This is a genomic window from Nitrosomonas ureae, assembly GCF_900108305.1.
Taxonomy (GTDB): domain Bacteria; phylum Pseudomonadota; class Gammaproteobacteria; order Burkholderiales; family Nitrosomonadaceae; genus Nitrosomonas; species Nitrosomonas ureae_B.
In genome coordinates, this window is record NZ_FNUX01000010.1 from 56,483 (window position 1) to 74,990 (window position 18,508).

Sequence of the window (18,508 nt, forward strand, 5' to 3'; positions counted from 1 at the left end):
CATTAGAATTCGCGATTAGTCGATATCCTGAGAGATACGCGGATATGAATTATCGTGCTAAATATCTCAACTGATGCACTTGTTTATACGCAGAACAGGCGCGCACGCTTTATCTTTGAGTTGAAAGAGTTTGTGCGCTTTCCGAGCGTCAGCGCGCAACCGCAGTATAAGGGTGATATCCAGCGTTGCGCGGCGTGGCTGGCTGATCACTTGAAAAAAATCGGTATGGAACGAGTGGCTGTGATTCCTACCAGCGGCCATCCCGTCGTTTACGCGGAGAAATGCCATGCGCCGGGAAAACCCACCGTACTGATTTATGGTCATTACGATGTACAGCCGGCTGAGCCGCGGATCGAATGGCGTTCGCCACCATTCGATCCAATTATTCTGGGGGATGATCTTTATGGTAGAGGCGCTTCGGATGATAAGGGGCAGCTTTTTACACATGTCAAGGCATTTGAAGCGTTGCTTCGGAGTGGTCGGGAATTACCTGTTAACATCAAGTGCCTGTTTGAAGGCGAGGAAGAAATTGGCAGCCCCAATTTGCCTGCTTTCATGATCGCCAATCGGCAGATTCTTGCCGCTGATTGTGTTGTGATTTCCGATACGCAGATTCCTTCCGTCAGTCAACCTGCCATCACTTATGCTTTGCGAGGTTCAATCAGTCTAGAGTTGGAGATTAGCGGGCAAAAGCGGGAATTACACTCGGGCGTGTTGGGCGGCGCTATCCATAATCCGTTGCAAGCACTGTGTGAAATGATTGCGCAAATGCATGATCAGACTGGGCATATAGCCATTCCTGGTTTTTATGACCGCGTGCGCCGATGGGATGCGAAGGAGCGTGCCTACATGAGAAGGGTTGGACCGTCTGATGAAAAAGTATTACAAGATGCCGGAGCGGCAATGGGTTGGGGGGAACGGGATTATTCATTATATGAACGTACCACGATCCGCCCAGCTATCACGGTAACCACCATGCATGGCGGTTATCAGGGTGGCGGTGTTAAGGCGGCTATTCCGACACATGGTCTGGTCAAATTGAACTTCCGCCTGGTACCAGACCAGGATCCGCAGGAAATTGATCGGTTATTCCGTGAATATGTCGAACAGATTACGCCGACGGGTATGCGGACACGAATTCGTACTTTCGCATCATCCCGGCCTGTGCTGATAAGCCGCAACCATCCTGCTGTTATTGCTGCGGCACACGCCTATCGTCATGGATTCGGGACAGCGCCGGTATTTTTACGGAATGGTGGAACGATTCCGGTTGCGGGTCTGATTCAGGAAATTCTGCATCTGCCTATTGTGTTGATGGGCTTTGGTTTGCCAGACGACGGTATTCACGGACCGAATGAAAAATTTCATTTGCCCAATTTTTTTAATGGAATTGAGACCAGCATCCGGTTTTTGACAGCAATAGGACAGGGACAACATGCCAGTCTTGTCAGACGGGATGACAGTCAGCATATTCGAAACACTGTAACGTTTAGGAGGTCATGATGATCATAGATTGCCACTGTCATGCCGGAAGCGGCGATGGGTTTACCGGACCCTGGGATACCCGTGCGCCATTAGAGGATTATCTGCGCCGTGCCACCGCGGCAGGAATTCAGCGCAGCGTTTTATTTGCCGCATTTCATTCGGACTACGCTGCTGCCAATAAAGAAGTAGCGAAGATTGTAGCCAGCCAGCCGGACAGGTTTTATGGATTTGCATTTGTACATGCGGCAAGAGACCGGGGGCGGGTGCATAAATTGATCGAAACCGCTGTCAGACAATATGGATTTGCCGGGATCAAAGTGCATCGCCATGATGCGCCCATTTCCCGAGAAATCTGTGATGTGGCAAGGGCTTTCGCTTTGCCGGTGCTTTACGATGTGGTGGGAGAAATATCGGTTTGTGAGCTGCTGGCGCAGGAATACCCTGATGTCAACTTCATTATTCCCCATCTTGGCAGCTTTGCCGACGATTGGTGTGCACAATTGGGCCTCATTGATTATCTGGTTCGTCATCCGAATATCTATACGGATACTGCTGGTGTGCGGCGTTTTGATTTGCTGGAACAAGCGGTGAGACGTGCCGGAGCGGGCAAGATTTTGTTTGGCTCGGATGGACCATGGCTTCATCCAGGCATTGAATTGGCAAAAATTAAGGCATTACGTCTTTCGCCACAGCAAGAAAAACTGATTTTGGGAACTAACTTGCAAAAATTAATCCATACCGTGCGGCAGCATCGGCCATCCGCTTTATCCGAAAGGCAAAACGCGGTGCAATTCGCTTTTTCCTAATAAAGCCCGCAGACTAAGATGGCGTAATCAATACTCGCTGTTTTCCTGGCGCTTTGCTGCCCGGCGCAACTGTAAGGCGCGATCGGTTACGCCAAGACGTTGCGCAGCCCGCTGCAAATTGCCGTTTGCTTCGTCGACCGCGATACGAATTGCGGTATCTTCCGTGTTTCTGCTGATAGTTTTTAGTCCCACGCCGCGGCTAAGCGCGATGCGGATTGCCCGCTCAAAACTCATATCGCGCCATTCTTTCCAATCTTCAGATAAGACCGGTCGTTCATCTGGCGGAATACAGCCGACTGTAATAGGGCCTTCGCCAGCATAGCGGCACAGCATCCGCGCAATTACCTGCTTGAGATCACGCACATTACCAGGATACTCCCTGCGTAACAAATATTCCTGAACGGACTTATCGATGATGGGAGCATCTTGGTGCGTGCAGTTTTTTTTTAGGAAATGATTCGCCAGCGGAAGAATGTCTTCAGATCGTTCGCGCAGAGGCGGTAACCGACAGATATAGCTGACAATCCGGTAATAGAGATCGGCGCGGAATTCACCGCGTTGGACTTGTGCCATCAGATCGCGATTGGTAGCGCAAATTAGTCGGAATGACGTGCGTTGCCAGGCATTGCCGCCGACTCGCTTGTAAGTTTGCTCTTGGATTACCCGTAAAAGCTGAGTTTGCATTGTAAGTGATAATTCTCCAATTTCATCCAGGAAAAGTGTGCCGCCATTTGCAAGCGCGAATACCCCATCCCGTGAAGATGCGGCTCCTGTGAACGCACCCCGTTCATGGCCGAAAAATTCGCTACCTGATAATTCCGGCACAATGGTGGTGCAATCCAGAATGACAAGTTCGCCTTTATCGGGACGATTGTCGAGCGTATGTATGAGATTGGCGAGTAATTCTTTGCCTGTGCCGCTTTCTCCGAGAATTAAAACGGATGCATTGGTGAAATGGGCTACTTCCACCACTTGGCGTAGAATGGTTTGTAAAGTTTGGCTTTTACCGATCAATGCGTTCTGAACGAGTGGAGAATTGAACAAATGATTGATGGATTCCCAACGGCGGAGGCGGGCGGCGATTTCATGAATGATCAGGTTATCTTTTGTACAAACCAGCACGTCAGATGCTCCTGCTTCCATTAACTGCCAGATGGCCTCTCCAGAAATGGCTTCTTGACAACAGGCGAGGACTTGTATTTGACCGTTGTGGCTAAGTTCGCATAACTGTTCGCAGAGTTCTGGGGTTACTTTGTTGCTAAAGACGATGCCGGAGTGACTGCAAGGTACGCAGTACTCTTGTACTGCAATACTATGCTGAGTCAAGAGATCGACGAATTTATGGATAGTTTTTTCCGAGTATTCTCCGGCGCCCCAAACCCAGACGGTGATTGGTACAGATATATCATTAAAGAAAGTATCCATAGTATTAAGCAATGAACTGATTGAAATAAATCTACAAAGATACCAAAAGGCTCTTCTAATGTTAGATAATTGCTTGCAGTCAGTTATCGCTATACTTGTTTTTTCTTGATCAGCCGAATTATTTTTTACTAGTATTCAGCAAGTTGTTATTGAAGTGTTGTTCAAGCAATTATTTTTTCATTGCATGGTGGTTGATTGCCATGCATGTGATTTCATTCTAAAGTAAATTACCTTTATTTTGAAGAAAAATCATGTGCTTTGTTACCTTATGACTTTATTAAGAAATGAACTGGTTAATCTATATTCTCATTCAGTAATAACAATAAAATCTTGTTTCGGACACTCAATAGAAGGTGGGTTGAGCGAATATGCTGTAATCTTATAAACTTAATGAAAATCCGGTTTTAATCTGAATTGGCAACAAATCCACATCTCAATATGCTTGCTCCACTCCTCAAGAATAATTATATTACTGAATCATTTAATCCGCTGTGATATTAATCACACTCAATTCAATTTATAGAATCATTCGTTGAATGACTGGAGTGTAGGCTCTTAAGAAATTATTCTTTATTAATCAGTGCAATATTTGATTGAGCGCGCAACTAGGAGTCTGCCAGACTTTTAGAAGTGAATTTTAGTTTCTGACAAAGCAATGACTATTCTCCATGCCAGAAGTTTATTTAGTTTTTTAGCTGATTATTGTTAACCTACAGCAGTGATATCTATTGCAAGCCCAAAATTTGCATTGACCTAATAGTGCTTCTTGCGTTATTTTTATCTGTTTTTTGTAATAGAATCACCTATGATTTTTATCAGTATCTTATTTGCTGGCTAAAGTTTTTTTATGACCAAATCATCTAAACATGTCGTTTCAATCGAACCCGAGAGTTTTGAAGCGGCATCCGCCGAACTTGAGAAAATAGTGGCGGCCATGGAGGCAGGACAAATGACATTGGAGGCCTCGCTTTCAGCCTATCAGCGTGGCGCGGAATTATTGCAATATTGTCAAGATAAATTACAAGGCGCGCAGCAGCAAGTGCGTGTGCTTGAAGCCGGAATGTTAAAAAACTTTAACCGATCTGATAGCAATGAATCCTGATTTTCAGAGTTGGGCGGGTAGTTGTCAGGCACGTATCGAAACATTCCTGGAAGCGAGATTGCCGGCTGCCGATTGTGTTCCTGAGCGATTGCATAAAGCCATGCGCTATTCGGTGCTGGGTGGCGGGAAACGAGTGCGTCCATTATTATCATTTGCGGCGGGTGAGCTGGTCGCTGCCGATTCTGAACGTATAACAGTGGTGGGTGCTGCAGTGGAGCTGATTCATGCGTACTCTTTGGTACATGATGATTTGCCTTGCATGGATGACGATATTTTGCGGCGGGGAAAACCTACCTGTCATATCGAATATGACGAAGCTACCGCTTTGCTGACGGGTGATAGCCTGCAAACGCTTGCATTTGAATTGCTGGCGGAAAAGCCGCTGGCGGATATGCCCGGAACGCAACTGCAGATGATTGCGCAGCTGGCATCGGCATCAGGCTCCCGGGGTATGGCGGGAGGACAGGCATTTGATCTGGATAGTGTCGGTAAGATGCTCAGTTTGCCAGAACTGGAGTTCATGCATATCCATAAAACCGGCGCGTTGATTCGTGCTGCGGTGATGCTGGGAGCGCGGTGCGGTAGCTGTTTGAGTGATGAGCAGCTGGCTCAGCTGGATCATTTTGCCAAGTGTGTCGGTTTGGCATTCCAAGTGGTCGATGATTTGCTGGATACTGAGGCAACAACGGCAACATTAGGCAAAACCGCTGGGAAAGATGCGGAGCATAATAAACCGACTTATGTCAGTATTCTGGGTATCAGTCAGGCACGCGAGCTGGCTGAGAAACTTCAGCATGATGCTTATCAAGCGTTGGATGGTTTCAAGGAAGCTGCGCTAAGGCTGCGTCAGGTAACTGATTTTATAATTAAACGTAAATTCTGATTCCAGGAATTTTTTCTACACCCTTTTATTTTCAGGCATTGAATGTATCCATTGTTAGATACCATAAATTTACCCTTCCAATTACGAGAATTGGATCAGAAGAAGTTACCGCAGTTTGCTAAAGAATTACGAAGTTTTCTGATAGATTCAGTCGCAAAAACCGGTGGGCACCTATCTTCCAATCTAGGCACAGTTGAATTAACCATTGCGTTACATTACGTGTTTAATACACCTCATGATCAATTGGTTTGGGATGTGGGACATCAGACGTATGCGCATAAAATTCTGACAGGCCGTCGCAATGGAATGAATAAATTACGCATGCAGGACGGTCTGGCCGGCTTCCCGCGCCGGGATGAAAGTGAATATGACGCATTTGGTACCGCGCATTCAAGTACTTCGATCAGTGCCGCGTTGGGCATGGCGGTTGCTGCACAACTAAACCGGACTGATCGGCGGGCTATCGCGATTATTGGCGATGGTGCCATGAGTGCGGGGATGGCATTTGAGGCATTGAATAATGCTGGCGTGATGGACGCGAATTTACTGGTTATCCTGAATGACAATGATATGTCAATATCCCGTCCGGTGGGAGCGCTTAACAATTACCTCGCCAAGCTGATGTCAGGACGATTTTATGCGACGGCGCGGCGTGCGGGTGAGAAGGTATTAGGGGTTGTTCCGACTGTACTGGAATTGGCCAAGCGTGCGGAGGAGCATGTCAAAGGTATGGTAACCCCGAGTACTTTATTTGAGGAATTCGGGTTTAATTATATTGGACCGATCGATGGTCATGATTTGGATGTATTGGTTACTACCCTGGGAAATATCAAGCAGCTGGAGGGGCCGCAGTTCCTGCATGTAGTGACTCGTAAAGGTGCGGGCTACAGGGTGGCGGAAGAAGATCCCATTTTGTATCACGGCGTGGGAAAGTTCGATCCGAAAAAAGGGATCGTGGCCAAATCAAATGGCAAACCTACCTATACACAAATTTTTGGCGATTGGCTATGTGACATGGCAGCGCAGGATTCCCGTCTGATCGGTGTGACGCCGGCGATGCGTGAAGGCTCGGGACTGGTTCGTTTTTCCGAAGAATATCCCGAGCGCTATTTTGACGTGGGTATAGCCGAGCAGCATGCGGTCACATTCGCGGCGGGCGCCGCATGCGATGGCTTAAAACCGGTTGTGGCGATTTATTCAACTTTTTTGCAACGTGCCTACGATCAATTGATTCATGATGTGGCGATTCAGAATTTACCTGTGGTGTTTGCCATCGACCGGGCCGGCTTGGTCGGAGCGGATGGACCCACGCATGCGGGTAGTTTTGATTTAACCTATTTGCGTTGCATTCCAAATATGACCGTGATGGCGCCTGCTGATGAAAATGAATGCAGGCAAATGCTGTATACCGCCTTTAAGCTGGATACGCCAACAGCGGTTCGTTATCCCAGGGGAACTGGACCGGGTATACAGGTTCAAAAGGAGATGCAAGCATTGCCTATTGGACGGGGAGAAATCCGGCGTCAAGGGAAAAAAATTGCTCTGCTGGCTTTTGGCAGCATGTTGGCGCCTTGCCTGACGGCGGGGGATGAACTGGATGCCACAGTGGTTAATATGCGCTTTATCAAACCGCTGGATGATGATCTTTTGGCATCGCTGACTGCCGATCATAATTTGCTGGTGATCGTGGAAGAAAATACCGTGATGGGTGGTGCCGGCAGTGCTGTCATAGAGTCGCTTAACAGTCAGAGAATTCAAGTTGGCGTACTGCAGCTTGGATTGCCAGACATTTTTATTGAACAGGGCGATCATGCACAGATGCTTGCAGATTGCGGACTGGACAGCAGTGGTATCATCAAATCAGTACGGGCAGTATTGCCTGAATAATCATTAACAATTGATCAATTGCTTGATGTACTGTTAGCAGGACCACTTGGTCGTGCAGGAGAAAATATGAATAAACATATAGATATGCCAATTGCCGATGTGCAAAACTCATTGGATACCCGACGTATTGCGATAGACCGGGTTGGGATTAAAGCGATCCGCCATCCTGTAGTCGTGGCCGATAAAGATGACGGTGTACAGCATACTGTGGCGGTTTTTAACATGTATGTTAATCTGCCGCATAATTTCAAAGGGACACACATGTCCCGCTTTGTTGAGATCCTGAATAGTCACGAGCGGGAAATCTCGGTAGAGTCATTTCAAATCATTCTGCAGGAAATGATTGCGAAACTGGAGACGGATTCGGGTCATATCGAAATGACTTTTCCTTATTTTGTCAATAAGTCGGCGCCTGTCTCACAAGTAAAAAGCTTACTGGACTATGAAGTGACATTCATTGGAGAGATTAAAAATGGTGAATATCTATTCACCATGAAAGTTGTCGTTCCTGTCACCAGTCTATGCCCTTGCTCCAAGAAGATATCCAATTATGGCGCGCATAATCAACGTTCGCATGTCACCATCTCTGTACGCACAAACAGTTTTGTGTGGATTGAAGATATTATCCAGATTGCTGAGAATAATGCATCGTGCGAGCTTTACGGTTTGCTGAAAAGACCGGATGAAAAATATGTAACCGAGAAGGCATATGATAATCCGAAGTTTGTTGAGGATATCGTAAGAGATATTGCGGAAGTTCTGAATCATGATGGACGGATTGATGCGTATGTCGTGGAGTCGGAGAATTTTGAATCTATTCATAACCATTCCGCGTATGCGTTGATTGAGAGCGACAAGAAACAGCGCAGGTAGTAACAGCGTGGTGGTTACACTACACTGAGAGCAGGCTCTTGCAACCTCAGAAATTTTATCAGGTCAGTAAAACTCCCAGAAGACACTGACCGCCTTTTTTCAGTAAGAATAAGCGGCTTCAAAAAATTTGGCATCCATACGCCGGGTAATGTATTTCATCAATGGAATTTCTCCTGTTTTCTGAAGATCTCGATTCGAAGTAATAATGAGGAATCGGGTTTGTTCTTGAAGGCATAGCGCCGAAGTGATTAGGCAATTGATCATTAGAGCGCGCAGCCGCTATTTGCCACTGTGTTTGAGAGATCTGCATGCCGATCAAGGCGCTTACGGTTTTATCAGAAATTAGAATTCCTTTCGACTGATTATGAGAAATATTATTAATCATAATTAAATAATTAATAGCCTATGTTCGAAAACCATAAAAAAAATGCCGATCGTAAATCTGTGGAGGATATGGAAAAGTATTACAAAGAATTTCACCACAAGTGTGTATCTTGGTATATCACTATTATGGGTTTCTTTATTGCCGGGGTCATGGCAACGAAAGATGAGCCACAGAGCGCATCCCTATACATTTTCCCGTTGTTGATTTTTGCATTTTTTGTTTTTATTTTTTTTCTATATTACTTACTGCTGTATTCATCCCGCATCAACATTCTCAGGAAATACCTAATTGATGATGATTTTCCGCCGCAATGGAGGGAAGTTCATAGAAATGTCACTCCTGGATTTCATGGGGCTGGTGATATGTTGTTTATTTTAATTCTTCTTTTTATGTTTCTTGCGCTAGGTGTCACTTCAGTACTTAAATTTTCACTTCATAGTCATTTGATTAAATTTTTTTCGTAATTAGCGCCTTAGCATTCAAAATGACTGGTGAGCGAATCTATTTTCGGTCTTTCTATTAAGAGATCAGGTTTCCGTAGCCGGAATAGTGGAAAAAATTGAAAAGGAAAAGACGACTCAATATACCCAAAAGCAACAAAAGCGGTCAATTGCAAAGCTTTTGTCTGAGATCTTCGCGCACAAGCGAAAGGTTGAGAAGCGGCCTGCAAGACAAATATATAAAACCAACGGGAAATTGCAGAGCACTATAAATCAATCAATCCCCTGCGATCTAAGATAGTCTTCATAATTACCTTTGAAGTCATTAATCCCATCCGGTTTCATTTCAAGAATCCGCGTGGCCAGTGAAGAAACAAACTCCCGGTCATGCGAAATGAAAATCAACGTGCCGGTAAATTTCTCCAGTGCGCTATTCAGTGATTCGATGGATTCCATATCCAGATGATTGGTCGGTTCATCCATCAGCAGAATATTCGGTTTCCGGAGGATCAGCTTGCCAAAGAGCATGCGACCCTTTTCTCCACCGGAAATCACGCGGGTGGATTTTTTGATGTCATCGCCGGAGAACAGTAACCGGCCCAAGGTGCCGCGTATCGTTTGATCGTCATCACTGCCTTGCCGCCACTGATCCATCCATTCGGTCAATGACAGCTCTTCCTCAAAATCAGCCGCATGATCTTGTGCATAATAACCACGGCGCGCCTTATCGGGCCATTTGATCTCACCGGAATCCGGCATCAGATCACCGGCAAGGCATCGCAGCAGCGTGGTTTTTCCGATGCCGTTAGGGCCAATGATGGCGACTTTCTCGCCGGCTTCGATGTCGATGCTTAGATGATCAAACAAAGGTTTATCCAACCCAGGAAAACCCTTACCGATTGCTTTGATGGAAACAGCCAGACGATGCAGCTTATCCCTGTCATCCACTTCAAAGCGGATAAAAGGATACTGGCGGCTGGATGGCTTGACGTCCTCCAGTTTGATTTTCTCGATCTGCCGCGCACGACTGGTTGCTTGCCGGGCTTTCGATGCGTTGGCGGAGAAACGGCTGACAAAAGACTGCAAATCGGCAATCTGTGTTTTCTTCTTGGCATTATTGGCCAACATGCGCTCGCGCACCTGGGTCGAGGCGGTCATATAGTCGTCGTAGTTGCCGGGATAAATCCGCAGTTCACCGTAATCCAGGTCAGCCATATGCGTGCACACGCTGTTCAGAAAATGCCGATCGTGGGAGATGATGATAATGGTGTTCTTGCTGGCGTTGATGATATCTTCAAGCCAGCGGATGGTATTGATATCGAGGTTATTGGTCGGCTCATCCAGCAATAAGATATCCGGATTGGAAAACAACGCCTGCGCCAATAACACGCGTAACTTGAATCCCGGCGCAATCGCGCTCATCAATCCCTGATGCTGGTCAGAGGGAATGCCGACGCCAAGCAACAGCTCCCCGGCGCGCGCTTCGGCAGAATACCCATCCAGCTCGGCAAACTCGGATTCCAGTCCGGCGGCGTGCATATAGTCATCTTCGCTGGCATCCGGATTGGCGTAAATGGTATCGCGTTCCTGCTTGATGCGCCATAATTCCGCGTGTCCCATCATCACCGTATCGATCACCAGACAATCTTCAAACGCGAATTGATCCTGCCGCAGCTTGCCCACCCGCTCGCCGCTATCAACCGCGACATTACCGGACGTCGGCTCCAGATCCCGCCCGAGAATCTTCATAAACGTCGACTTGCCGCAACCGTTCGCGCCGATCAATCCATAACGGTTACCCCCGCCGAATTTTACGGAAACATTTTCAAATAGTGGCTTAGCGCCGAATTGCATGGTGATATTAGCGGTTGTAATCAAAGTGGATACCTGCGGATGATGGTTGCAAGAAAGGGGCGCATATTCTAAACGTTTTTCATCGGGTCTGCTGTGTTATGAGGAATGTTGATCCACAAATTCGACGATCAATTGCACGAAACGGGGGCTGGGGGGTATGCTTTGCAAATATAGAGTTTTAGGGTAGGGATCTAAGGAAACTCAGAACCAGTGTCATTTTGAGCAAAGCGAGAAATCTATTGAGCTGATCGTTAAGGATTCCTCACTGCGTTCGGAATGGCACCATGAGTTATTTAAAGTTTCCCTCATACTTTCAGATGATATTATGCAATGAAGCTTAAGATAGTAATAGTCCTATAAAAAATAAGGGGATAGAATCAATTCTGCAAGATTAAATATGACTCTTGATGTAATCTTTTACGTCATTTCAGATGTCTAATTGTAGCTAGCCATTGTTATGTCGCCGCTTTCCTCCCCTAGGCGCTATGCCCCGCTGGGTTTTCCGCCGGCAGAGTCTATCTCGACGCTGCGATCGGTGGCGCATCTATTCGGCTCAAGCAAGAACCGCTGCGGGATATACCTGCTCGAATTTCCAGGAGAGAGGTTCTACATCGGTCAGGCTATTGATGTGGCTCGCAGATTTGGACAGCATAGAAAGAACTACGAAGACATTGCCGGGTTCTCGTTCATCCCAATTCAACGTGGGTCCCTCGACCAAGTGGAGCGAGATCTAATCCAGAAAGCCGAACTGCTCAACTTGGTAATCCTCAATACCGTTCACGCCTCCAACGTTATCGGCGAAACCGACCTCGATATGGTACTCTCTCAAGAGGAACAGGCTGAGTGGCTATCGTCGCCTGTTCGCTTTAACACGGGTGACGCGGCTGTTCCCATTGCCCTTCCGAGTACTCAACTCGAGCGCTTTTCAAAGCAATTTCATAAGTTCAAAAAACATCCCCTTTACATTCCAGCTTCAGATCTACTCACGATATACATACATCACTGCATACCAGCTCCAAAACGCACCGAGTATTCATTCTGGGTAGTCAGTTGCCTGCCTGCGACAAATCGCAGCACGTGGCCGAGGCTACTTTGCGTAAGTGCAGGAGTAATGGAATTATTGGTTCTTGGTTTTCACAAGGATGATCCGTCTGCGCTGTGGGGATTCGTGACTGTTGCTTCTGATGTTCTATCTGACACCTTCAAGACCGACAAATCGCTCATTGATTTTTTCCCGTCGGTAGAAATAATCAGGCGCCAGTATCGCGACGCAGGGCAGCATCAAATTACTCTTTGGGCGGCCGATGAGCAGTCCTTCGCGATTCTCCTTCAGCATAGAACTGTACAAGAAGCAGCCGCATTACTCGCACTGCGAGTAATGCGTAAGCGAGCGACTATCTATTCGAAGTTCCATTGCAAACAAGTGGCCGACCATGTAATTGACACAAATAACTAAGCTGCATAAGCACGGTAGGTTGGGATGACGTTAGGAATCCCAACATCGCTCGATGAGACTCCAGCTCGGGCGGCATGCAGAAAATTGTCTTCGGTGGCTCCGGGTTGGCATCAATAGCATTACACTGCCGTTTGATACGCCATCATTCCGCGTGTCTCGAAGATGATCGAATCACAAATAATGGAAAATACCGATTAATGAGGCGCCTCCTGTTGCATAGATGAGTGGACTGTCCCAGGTATGTGGAGAAAAAGCCTCGGCTAAGGTAATCAGGGATGGCGTCAGCAATAGCGCGGCAACTAGCTGAGTGGGATTAAAATATTGGTGAAATACCAATATTGCAATAACCGTCGTTATCCATACGCATGCGCTGCCCATATAACTGCGAACGTACTTTTGCTGGGTAAACAGCGCATAAGTGGTATATTTTCTTGTGCCGAATCGTATCCCGATGGGTTCCGCCAAGCCGTCACCGACACCATTGGCAATGATGATTATCATCACGAGCGGCAGCATCTCACGGCTTTCGAAATAAACCAGCAACGGGATGAGTACCAGGTAACTGGCGATAAACTGCGTATACAGCCAAGTCAATGTAAATGGCCTATCTTCCGGCCGATCAAACGAGCTGAACATTATGGAAAGCACCCTGACTTTATTGCGCAAGGGCGCTATAAAAAATGTCAGGAAAATGAATGCACAGATTAAATCGATGAAAAATGTTGCCGGGCTGTATGTATATTCAATGACTAGTGACAGTAAAGTCGGCAGAAAGAAAAATGCGAAATGATTTATTTTGCGCGTATAGTTGACTTTAAAATTTCGATGAATGACTAATAATCCGCACGCATAATGAATAAGAAATAGTAATGCGTAGAAAATTGCGTGGTGCAACCAGTATTCGAAGGGGATGGGCATGTACGGATCGGCTCTAATTGTTGCTTAATACGATAGCATTTTACAAATCGCATTTTAGCCAGGTTATTGGCGCTTGACGGGATTCAATCCGATCGCGGCAATGATTATTCCAAGCAGCGCCAACCCTGCCACGATGGGAAATGCATCCAAATAGCTACCGGTAATATCTTTGATATTGCCGGATATCAGCGTCCCCAGAATAGCACCGGCGCCATAAGCCGTATAGACCATTCCGTAATTCTGCGCATAGTACTGCTTTCCAAAGTAGATTCCAGTTGAAGTGGGCGCCAGAGCAAGCCATCCGCCCAGGCACATCCATAATAGGCAGAATGTGATTAAATACAGTATTGCGTTGTCTTGTCCAAACAGGGACATCAATAGGGATGCTGCAAGAATCAGGGTGAATGAAAGCATCGCGGTATGTTTTGGGCCCAGCTTATCGGTTATGACGCCAAATATGGGTCGCCCCAAGCCATTGAATATGGCAAAGAGCGAAACAGCCAGCGCTGCCGTGGTTGCATCCAGCCTGGCTACTTCCGTACCCACCGGGGATGCGATGCCAATCGCCATTAATCCGGCCAAACAACCGATGGTGTAGGTAGCCCATAACGCGTAGAAACTGGAAGTTTTCAGCATTTCTTGTCGACTGAGATTCAGGGCTGGCAATGCAGCAGTAGCGGTTGCTTCCGGTCCCGCAGGTGCCCATTCGGCTGGGGGAAAACTCAATAACCGCGCCAGAAGTGTAATGATGATGCCAAATGCTATCCCTGAATAAAGGAATGTGTTCATGATGCCTATATCCGGGTTGCCGATCATCGTTTTTATCAATGGTGCGGTGATTAGCGCCGAAATCCCAAACCCCATGACCGTTAAGCCAATCGCTAAACCACTTTTCTGCGGGAACCATTTCGCGATCACCGCAATCGGGCAGCCGTAAACGATGCCGACACCCGCGCCGCCGATGACGCCATACAAAAGAGTCAGGGTAAAGATATCCGGTGAAAAACTAGCAGCAATCCATCCTATCGCCACCAGCATGCCGCCCAGCATGGTGGTCTTTTTCGGCCCCCATCGCGCGATCCAATTGCCCGCCAGCGGCATCACTACTGCGAATACCGCCAGAAAAATCATAAACGGATAGCCGCTTTGGCTGGATGTGATGTTCCAGAAGCTCTCCAATGGTTTTCTAAAAACGCTGAACGCATAAATGGAACCTAAGCAAATATTGATCAATAATCCGACTAAAACGAGTAACCACCGGCCTTTTTCTGCGGTCATTCCGAGTATTGTCAATTGCTGTTCCGTGTTTCTGTCGTTGTCCATCAGACTGGTTTTTCAGTTAGTGTGCAAACTTGTGCCGTGATCTTGCCATTGGCTTGCTTTTTACAGGAATTTGACCTGGATAATAAATGAGAGGAATTCGAAGAGGAAAATCGTACTTGGCTGTTTATGGATTACATTTTAAACGTGCGATTCCCCGTGGTTTTACACAGAGTTGTTTATTTGATCGCATACTCGCAAACTCGCCACGTTTCATCTTGTGCTTTGGCCAGCGTGACTGTCTCCAGAATCAAGCCTTTTCCGGCAAGAGTGGTGTAGAACTGTAAAACCACATAATCTCCATTAGGAAATCCGGATAAGGATTTTGTTGCTCCCGCTGTTGCGATAAATCGGGTGTCTATGGCGCCACGCGAGGATCTGATCGTAGTCATTGATTTGATCCATGCAGCTTCGGGTGTTTTAGCCCTCAATAATTGCGATGAGCTTTCCCAGCTTTCCTGGTATTGTCCGCGATCAACGAATTCCAGCCATGAACGCGCACTACGCTCAACCTCTTTCAGGATATCGCCCTCATCGGCAACAGCAACATGAGTAAATAGAAATAGCAGTAATATCGCGAATAATCGTTTTGTCATGAAAAAGTCTTTAAATTTTTTGTGCGTTGTCATCATTTCATTGAGTCAAACCCGGTTAAGTATGGGGAAAAATATTTCCTATCAGCCAGATGGAAGAAATTCCCAGCAAAATAAGGATAACTTGTTGAACAGTGGCTTGAATTTCAGGGCGCTTGTGCAAGCTGGGGATCAGATCCGACATTGCGACATAAATCATGCTCGCGGAAGCAATTCCTAACAAGGGCAGGATTAAGAAATCCATTTCATTCAGCATGAAATAAGCGAGCACGCCTCCCACCAGAGTAGCAAAGCTGGACACTACATTCAGTAGAAATGCCATGCGGCGCGTATAACCGGAATTCAGCAGAATAATAAAATCTCCGGCTTCTTGCGGTATTTCGTGAGCAATGATCGCAATCGACGTCACAATACCGAGCTGCACATCCACCATGAATGAAGCTGCAATCAGAATGCCGTCGACAAAATTATGGAAGGTATCCCCCACGATCACCATGATTCCGCTGCGTCCATGATCATGCTCATGATGACTGTCCGGGGTTGCCGCCATGCCATGCAGCGGATCATGGGCTTCACAATCTTCCAAATGGCAATGACGCCATAACACCAGCTTTTCCAGAATAAAAAAAACTAAAATTCCGAATAATACAAAGATGGTGACTTGTGTTGGATTATCTGAATGTTCAAGGGCTTCCGGTAAAGTATTTAAAAAAGCGACGCCTAATAATGCGCCAATGGCATAGGATATGAGTACTGAAAGCCAGGATATTCGGGCGTTGAGCGCCAATATGGCAGCAATTATCAAACTTAATATACCGCCCAGCAAGCTGACAGCAATAATCCAGGTAAGCGTTGACATAACACGAATTAAAAAGGAAAGGCGGAATTATACGCTGTTGCAATGCAATAAACTTAAGGAAGAATTTACTCAAACCAGATCAGGGCAGCCATGCGCCCGGTTTCGCTATCCCGCCGATACGAAAAAAAACGTCCGGGATCACTGAAGGTACAGATCCCTCCGCCATAAATATGAGTAATGCCGCTGTTTTCCAGGCGTTGGCGTGCCAATAAAAAAATATCCGCCAGCCATTTTCTTTCATGCCGATCGTTCTTGACTACAAATGCTTGTTCCGCCTGTGCGTCATGGTGAGTAAAGGTTTCGTACACATCGGAGCCGACTTCAAAGTGATCCGGGCCGATTGCCGGCCCTAGCCATGCTATCAGCTGACCATGATCCATTTGCATGGCTTTAACGGATTTTTCAATAATTCCTCCGGCCAGCCCGCGCCAGCCCGCATGTATGATACCCACGGTAGTACCCGCGGTATTACAGAGTAATACCGGCAGACAGTCGGCTACCATCACCGCGCAAACTGTTTTTCGTTTACGGCTGAAAGCCGCATCTCCCTCCGGAATTTGCGTTGTCGCATGATCTATCGCGATCGGCATTGTTCCATGCACCTGTTTCAACCACCTGGGCTCAGCAGGTAAGTAATGGCGCAGTAAAGTCCGGTTTTGTGTCACATCAGCCAGATTATCATTAACGTGCGTACCTAGATTCAGCGAAGAATAAACACCCTTTGCGCCATGACTCACACCGCCTGTACGCGTTGTAAACAGCGCTTTTACATTGCTGGGCGCAGGCCAATCAGGAATGATCCAATCATGCATGGTTATCGAACATTGCTGGTTATTCGGACAAGCATCGAGAGATACTATTTATGGATTTTACAGCCATTTCAATTGTTATCATTGGAATGCTTGCGCGCGTACGAATTAAACCTAAGAACAGGTGTTTCTGGGTTAAAATATTGCCAATGAAATCCAATCTGTTTCAATGCATGTTGCATTGATCATTCAATCCCGTTAATAACCCCGATAGTTAATAATAACAAGTCTGATATAGGTGTAACAATGAATGCTATAAAAAAATCAATTAATACCATGTACAAATTTTTCGCACGCACAATCGTACTTATTTTTTTAGTGACATCTTTTGCGCATGCGGCAACCGAAGACGAAAGCGAGCTTCTTAAAGCCGCATTTTCCGGAAGCATAGAAACCATTCAGCGGTTACTGGAGAAAGGCGTCAATGTTAATTCCAAAAACGAAATGGGATTTACCGCACTGATTGTCGCTTCCCAATTTGGACATACCGATATCGTCGATCAGTTGCTGGAAAAGAATGCTGATGTCACTATTAAAAACGCGGGTGATGTCACTGCGTTAACCGTTGCTGCAAAAAATGGCTATGCTGACATCGTTAATAGGCTGCTAGCCAAAGGTGCGGATATTAATGCTCAAACCACCGACGGTATCACGCCGCTGATGCTGGCAATACAAAAAGGTCATGAAGCGATCGTCGATACCCTGCTTGGGAAAGGTGCGGATGTTCAGCTGCAAACCCAGGAAAAACTTACTGCCTTGATTATTGCCGCCATGGAAGGCAAGAGCGCCATTGTCGATAAGCTTCTGGCCAAGGGTGCGAAAATTGATACGCAGGCATCCGACAATACCACCGCGCTATACATGGCTGCAAGAAATGGACACACAGCGATCGTCGAAACCTTATTAGCAAAAAACGCCCCCGTTGATCTGCTAGCCATCAACAATACCACACCATTGTATGTTTCCGCACAGAATGGCCATCTTGATATTGTCAATGCTCTGCTGGCAAAGGGCGCTAAAGTTGACGTAAAGGACGAGAATGACGCAACGCCTCTGATTCTGGCGTCATTAATGGGCCATGCTGAGGTAGTAAAAACGCTCATCAAGCATGGTGCTGCGGTTAGCCATCGGGCCAATAACGGATTTACCCCGTTGATTCTGGCGGCACAAAATGGACATGTGCCGGTGATAGAAGTCTTATTGGATAGCGGCGCCGCTATTAATCAGCAAAATGACGACGGCATAACGGCATTGATGTGGGCAGGTCTGCATGATCATATTGATGCGGTAAAAGTGTTGCTGAATAGAGGCGCTGACATAAAAATCAAAAGCAAAACCGGAAAAACCGCGGCTGAAATTGCTAAAGACCCTGCCATTATCGAGTTGCTGCAGGCTGCTCAATAATCACGTGAT

General features: G+C 46.6%; 17 protein-coding genes. 10 read left to right on the top strand and 7 right to left on the bottom strand.

From position 1 onward, the window contains the following. Positions 1-54: 54 nt before the first annotated feature. On the top strand, positions 55-1,503 hold the full coding sequence (locus tag C4S39_RS07465; RefSeq protein WP_181023781.1) for a dipeptidase: 1,449 nt from the start codon (positions 55-57) through the stop codon (positions 1,501-1,503). After that, complete coding sequence (locus tag C4S39_RS07470; protein ID WP_219817930.1) at positions 1,500-2,291, top strand: amidohydrolase family protein; 792 nt, start codon at positions 1,500-1,502, stop codon at positions 2,289-2,291. Before C4S39_RS07465 ends, C4S39_RS07470 begins: the two co-directional genes overlap by 4 nt. 27 nt (positions 2,292-2,318) lie before the next feature. Here the strand turns inward: C4S39_RS07470 and C4S39_RS07475 are convergent, their stop codons facing one another. Beyond that, positions 2,319-3,716 carry a sigma 54-interacting transcriptional regulator gene (locus tag C4S39_RS07475; RefSeq protein ID WP_103966401.1) on the bottom strand — a complete coding sequence of 466 codons (1,398 nt, stop codon included), beginning with the start codon at positions 3,714-3,716 and terminating at the stop codon, positions 2,319-2,321. Between the two features lie 847 nt (positions 3,717-4,563). Here C4S39_RS07475 and C4S39_RS07480 point away from each other — a divergent pair. From C4S39_RS07480 to C4S39_RS07505, 5 genes are all read left to right on the top strand, one after another. Next, on the top strand, positions 4,564-4,818 hold the full coding sequence (locus tag C4S39_RS07480) for an exodeoxyribonuclease VII small subunit (protein ID WP_103966402.1): 255 nt from the start codon (positions 4,564-4,566) through the stop codon (positions 4,816-4,818). Next, entirely contained in the window at positions 4,808-5,701 is an 894-nt protein-coding gene (locus tag C4S39_RS07485; protein WP_103966403.1) for a polyprenyl synthetase family protein, read from the top strand. Before C4S39_RS07480 ends, C4S39_RS07485 begins: the two co-directional genes overlap by 11 nt. A gap of 42 nt (positions 5,702-5,743) precedes the next feature. Next, positions 5,744-7,588 carry a 1-deoxy-D-xylulose-5-phosphate synthase gene (dxs, locus tag C4S39_RS07490; RefSeq protein WP_103966404.1) on the top strand — a complete coding sequence of 615 codons (1,845 nt, stop codon included), beginning with the start codon at positions 5,744-5,746 and terminating at the stop codon, positions 7,586-7,588. Between the two features lie 66 nt (positions 7,589-7,654). Next, the gene (gene folE2 / locus C4S39_RS07495) at positions 7,655-8,461 is read left to right on the top strand and encodes a GTP cyclohydrolase FolE2 (RefSeq protein WP_103966405.1); all 807 of its coding nucleotides are present in this window, start codon (positions 7,655-7,657) and stop codon (positions 8,459-8,461) included. A 453-nt stretch (positions 8,462-8,914) separates the two neighbouring features. Next, positions 8,915-9,310, top strand: a complete 396-nt coding sequence (locus C4S39_RS07505; RefSeq protein WP_219817931.1) for a hypothetical protein — start codon at positions 8,915-8,917, stop codon at positions 9,308-9,310. Positions 9,311-9,559: 249 nt separating this feature from the next. Here the strand turns inward: C4S39_RS07505 and C4S39_RS07510 are convergent, their stop codons facing one another. Further along, entirely contained in the window at positions 9,560-11,164 is a 1,605-nt protein-coding gene (locus C4S39_RS07510) for an ABC-F family ATPase (protein ID WP_103966407.1), read from the bottom strand. Positions 11,165-11,597: 433 nt separating this feature from the next. Here C4S39_RS07510 and C4S39_RS07515 point away from each other — a divergent pair, with 433 nt between their 5' ends. After that, the gene (locus C4S39_RS07515) at positions 11,598-12,596 is read left to right on the top strand and encodes a GIY-YIG nuclease family protein (protein WP_146059753.1); all 999 of its coding nucleotides are present in this window, start codon (positions 11,598-11,600) and stop codon (positions 12,594-12,596) included. 171 nt (positions 12,597-12,767) lie between these two features. Here the strand turns inward: C4S39_RS07515 and C4S39_RS15760 are convergent, their stop codons facing one another. Next, a complete protein-coding gene (locus C4S39_RS15760) occupies positions 12,768-13,232 on the bottom strand; it encodes a hypothetical protein (RefSeq protein ID WP_258039343.1) in 465 nt (154 codons plus the stop codon). A gap of 1 nt (position 13,233) precedes the next feature. Here C4S39_RS15760 and C4S39_RS15765 point away from each other — a divergent pair, with 1 nt between their 5' ends. Beyond that, positions 13,234-13,386 carry a hypothetical protein gene (locus C4S39_RS15765; protein WP_258039344.1) on the top strand — a complete coding sequence of 51 codons (153 nt, stop codon included), beginning with the start codon at positions 13,234-13,236 and terminating at the stop codon, positions 13,384-13,386. Between the two features lie 191 nt (positions 13,387-13,577). Here the strand turns inward: C4S39_RS15765 and C4S39_RS07525 are convergent, their stop codons facing one another. The 4 genes from C4S39_RS07525 to pgeF all read right to left on the bottom strand — a co-directional run bounded on the left by C4S39_RS07525 (position 13,578) and on the right by pgeF (position 17,098). Then, positions 13,578-14,837 (bottom strand): L-lactate MFS transporter, encoded by a 1,260-nt coding sequence (locus C4S39_RS07525; RefSeq protein WP_103966410.1) that lies wholly within the window; start codon positions 14,835-14,837, stop codon positions 13,578-13,580. Positions 14,838-15,013: 176 nt separating this feature from the next. Then, positions 15,014-15,430 (bottom strand): DUF4019 domain-containing protein, encoded by a 417-nt coding sequence (locus C4S39_RS07530; protein ID WP_103966435.1) that lies wholly within the window; start codon positions 15,428-15,430, stop codon positions 15,014-15,016. A 55-nt stretch (positions 15,431-15,485) separates the two neighbouring features. Further along, positions 15,486-16,286 (bottom strand): ZIP family metal transporter, encoded by an 801-nt coding sequence (locus C4S39_RS07535; protein WP_103966411.1) that lies wholly within the window; start codon positions 16,284-16,286, stop codon positions 15,486-15,488. A gap of 65 nt (positions 16,287-16,351) precedes the next feature. Beyond that, the gene (pgeF, locus tag C4S39_RS07540) at positions 16,352-17,098 is read right to left on the bottom strand and encodes a peptidoglycan editing factor PgeF (RefSeq protein WP_103966412.1); all 747 of its coding nucleotides are present in this window, start codon (positions 17,096-17,098) and stop codon (positions 16,352-16,354) included. 243 nt (positions 17,099-17,341) lie between these two features. Here pgeF and C4S39_RS07545 point away from each other — a divergent pair, with 243 nt between their 5' ends. Then, a complete protein-coding gene (locus C4S39_RS07545) occupies positions 17,342-18,499 on the top strand; it encodes an ankyrin repeat domain-containing protein (protein WP_103966413.1) in 1,158 nt (385 codons plus the stop codon). Positions 18,500-18,508: the final 9 nt, after the last annotated feature.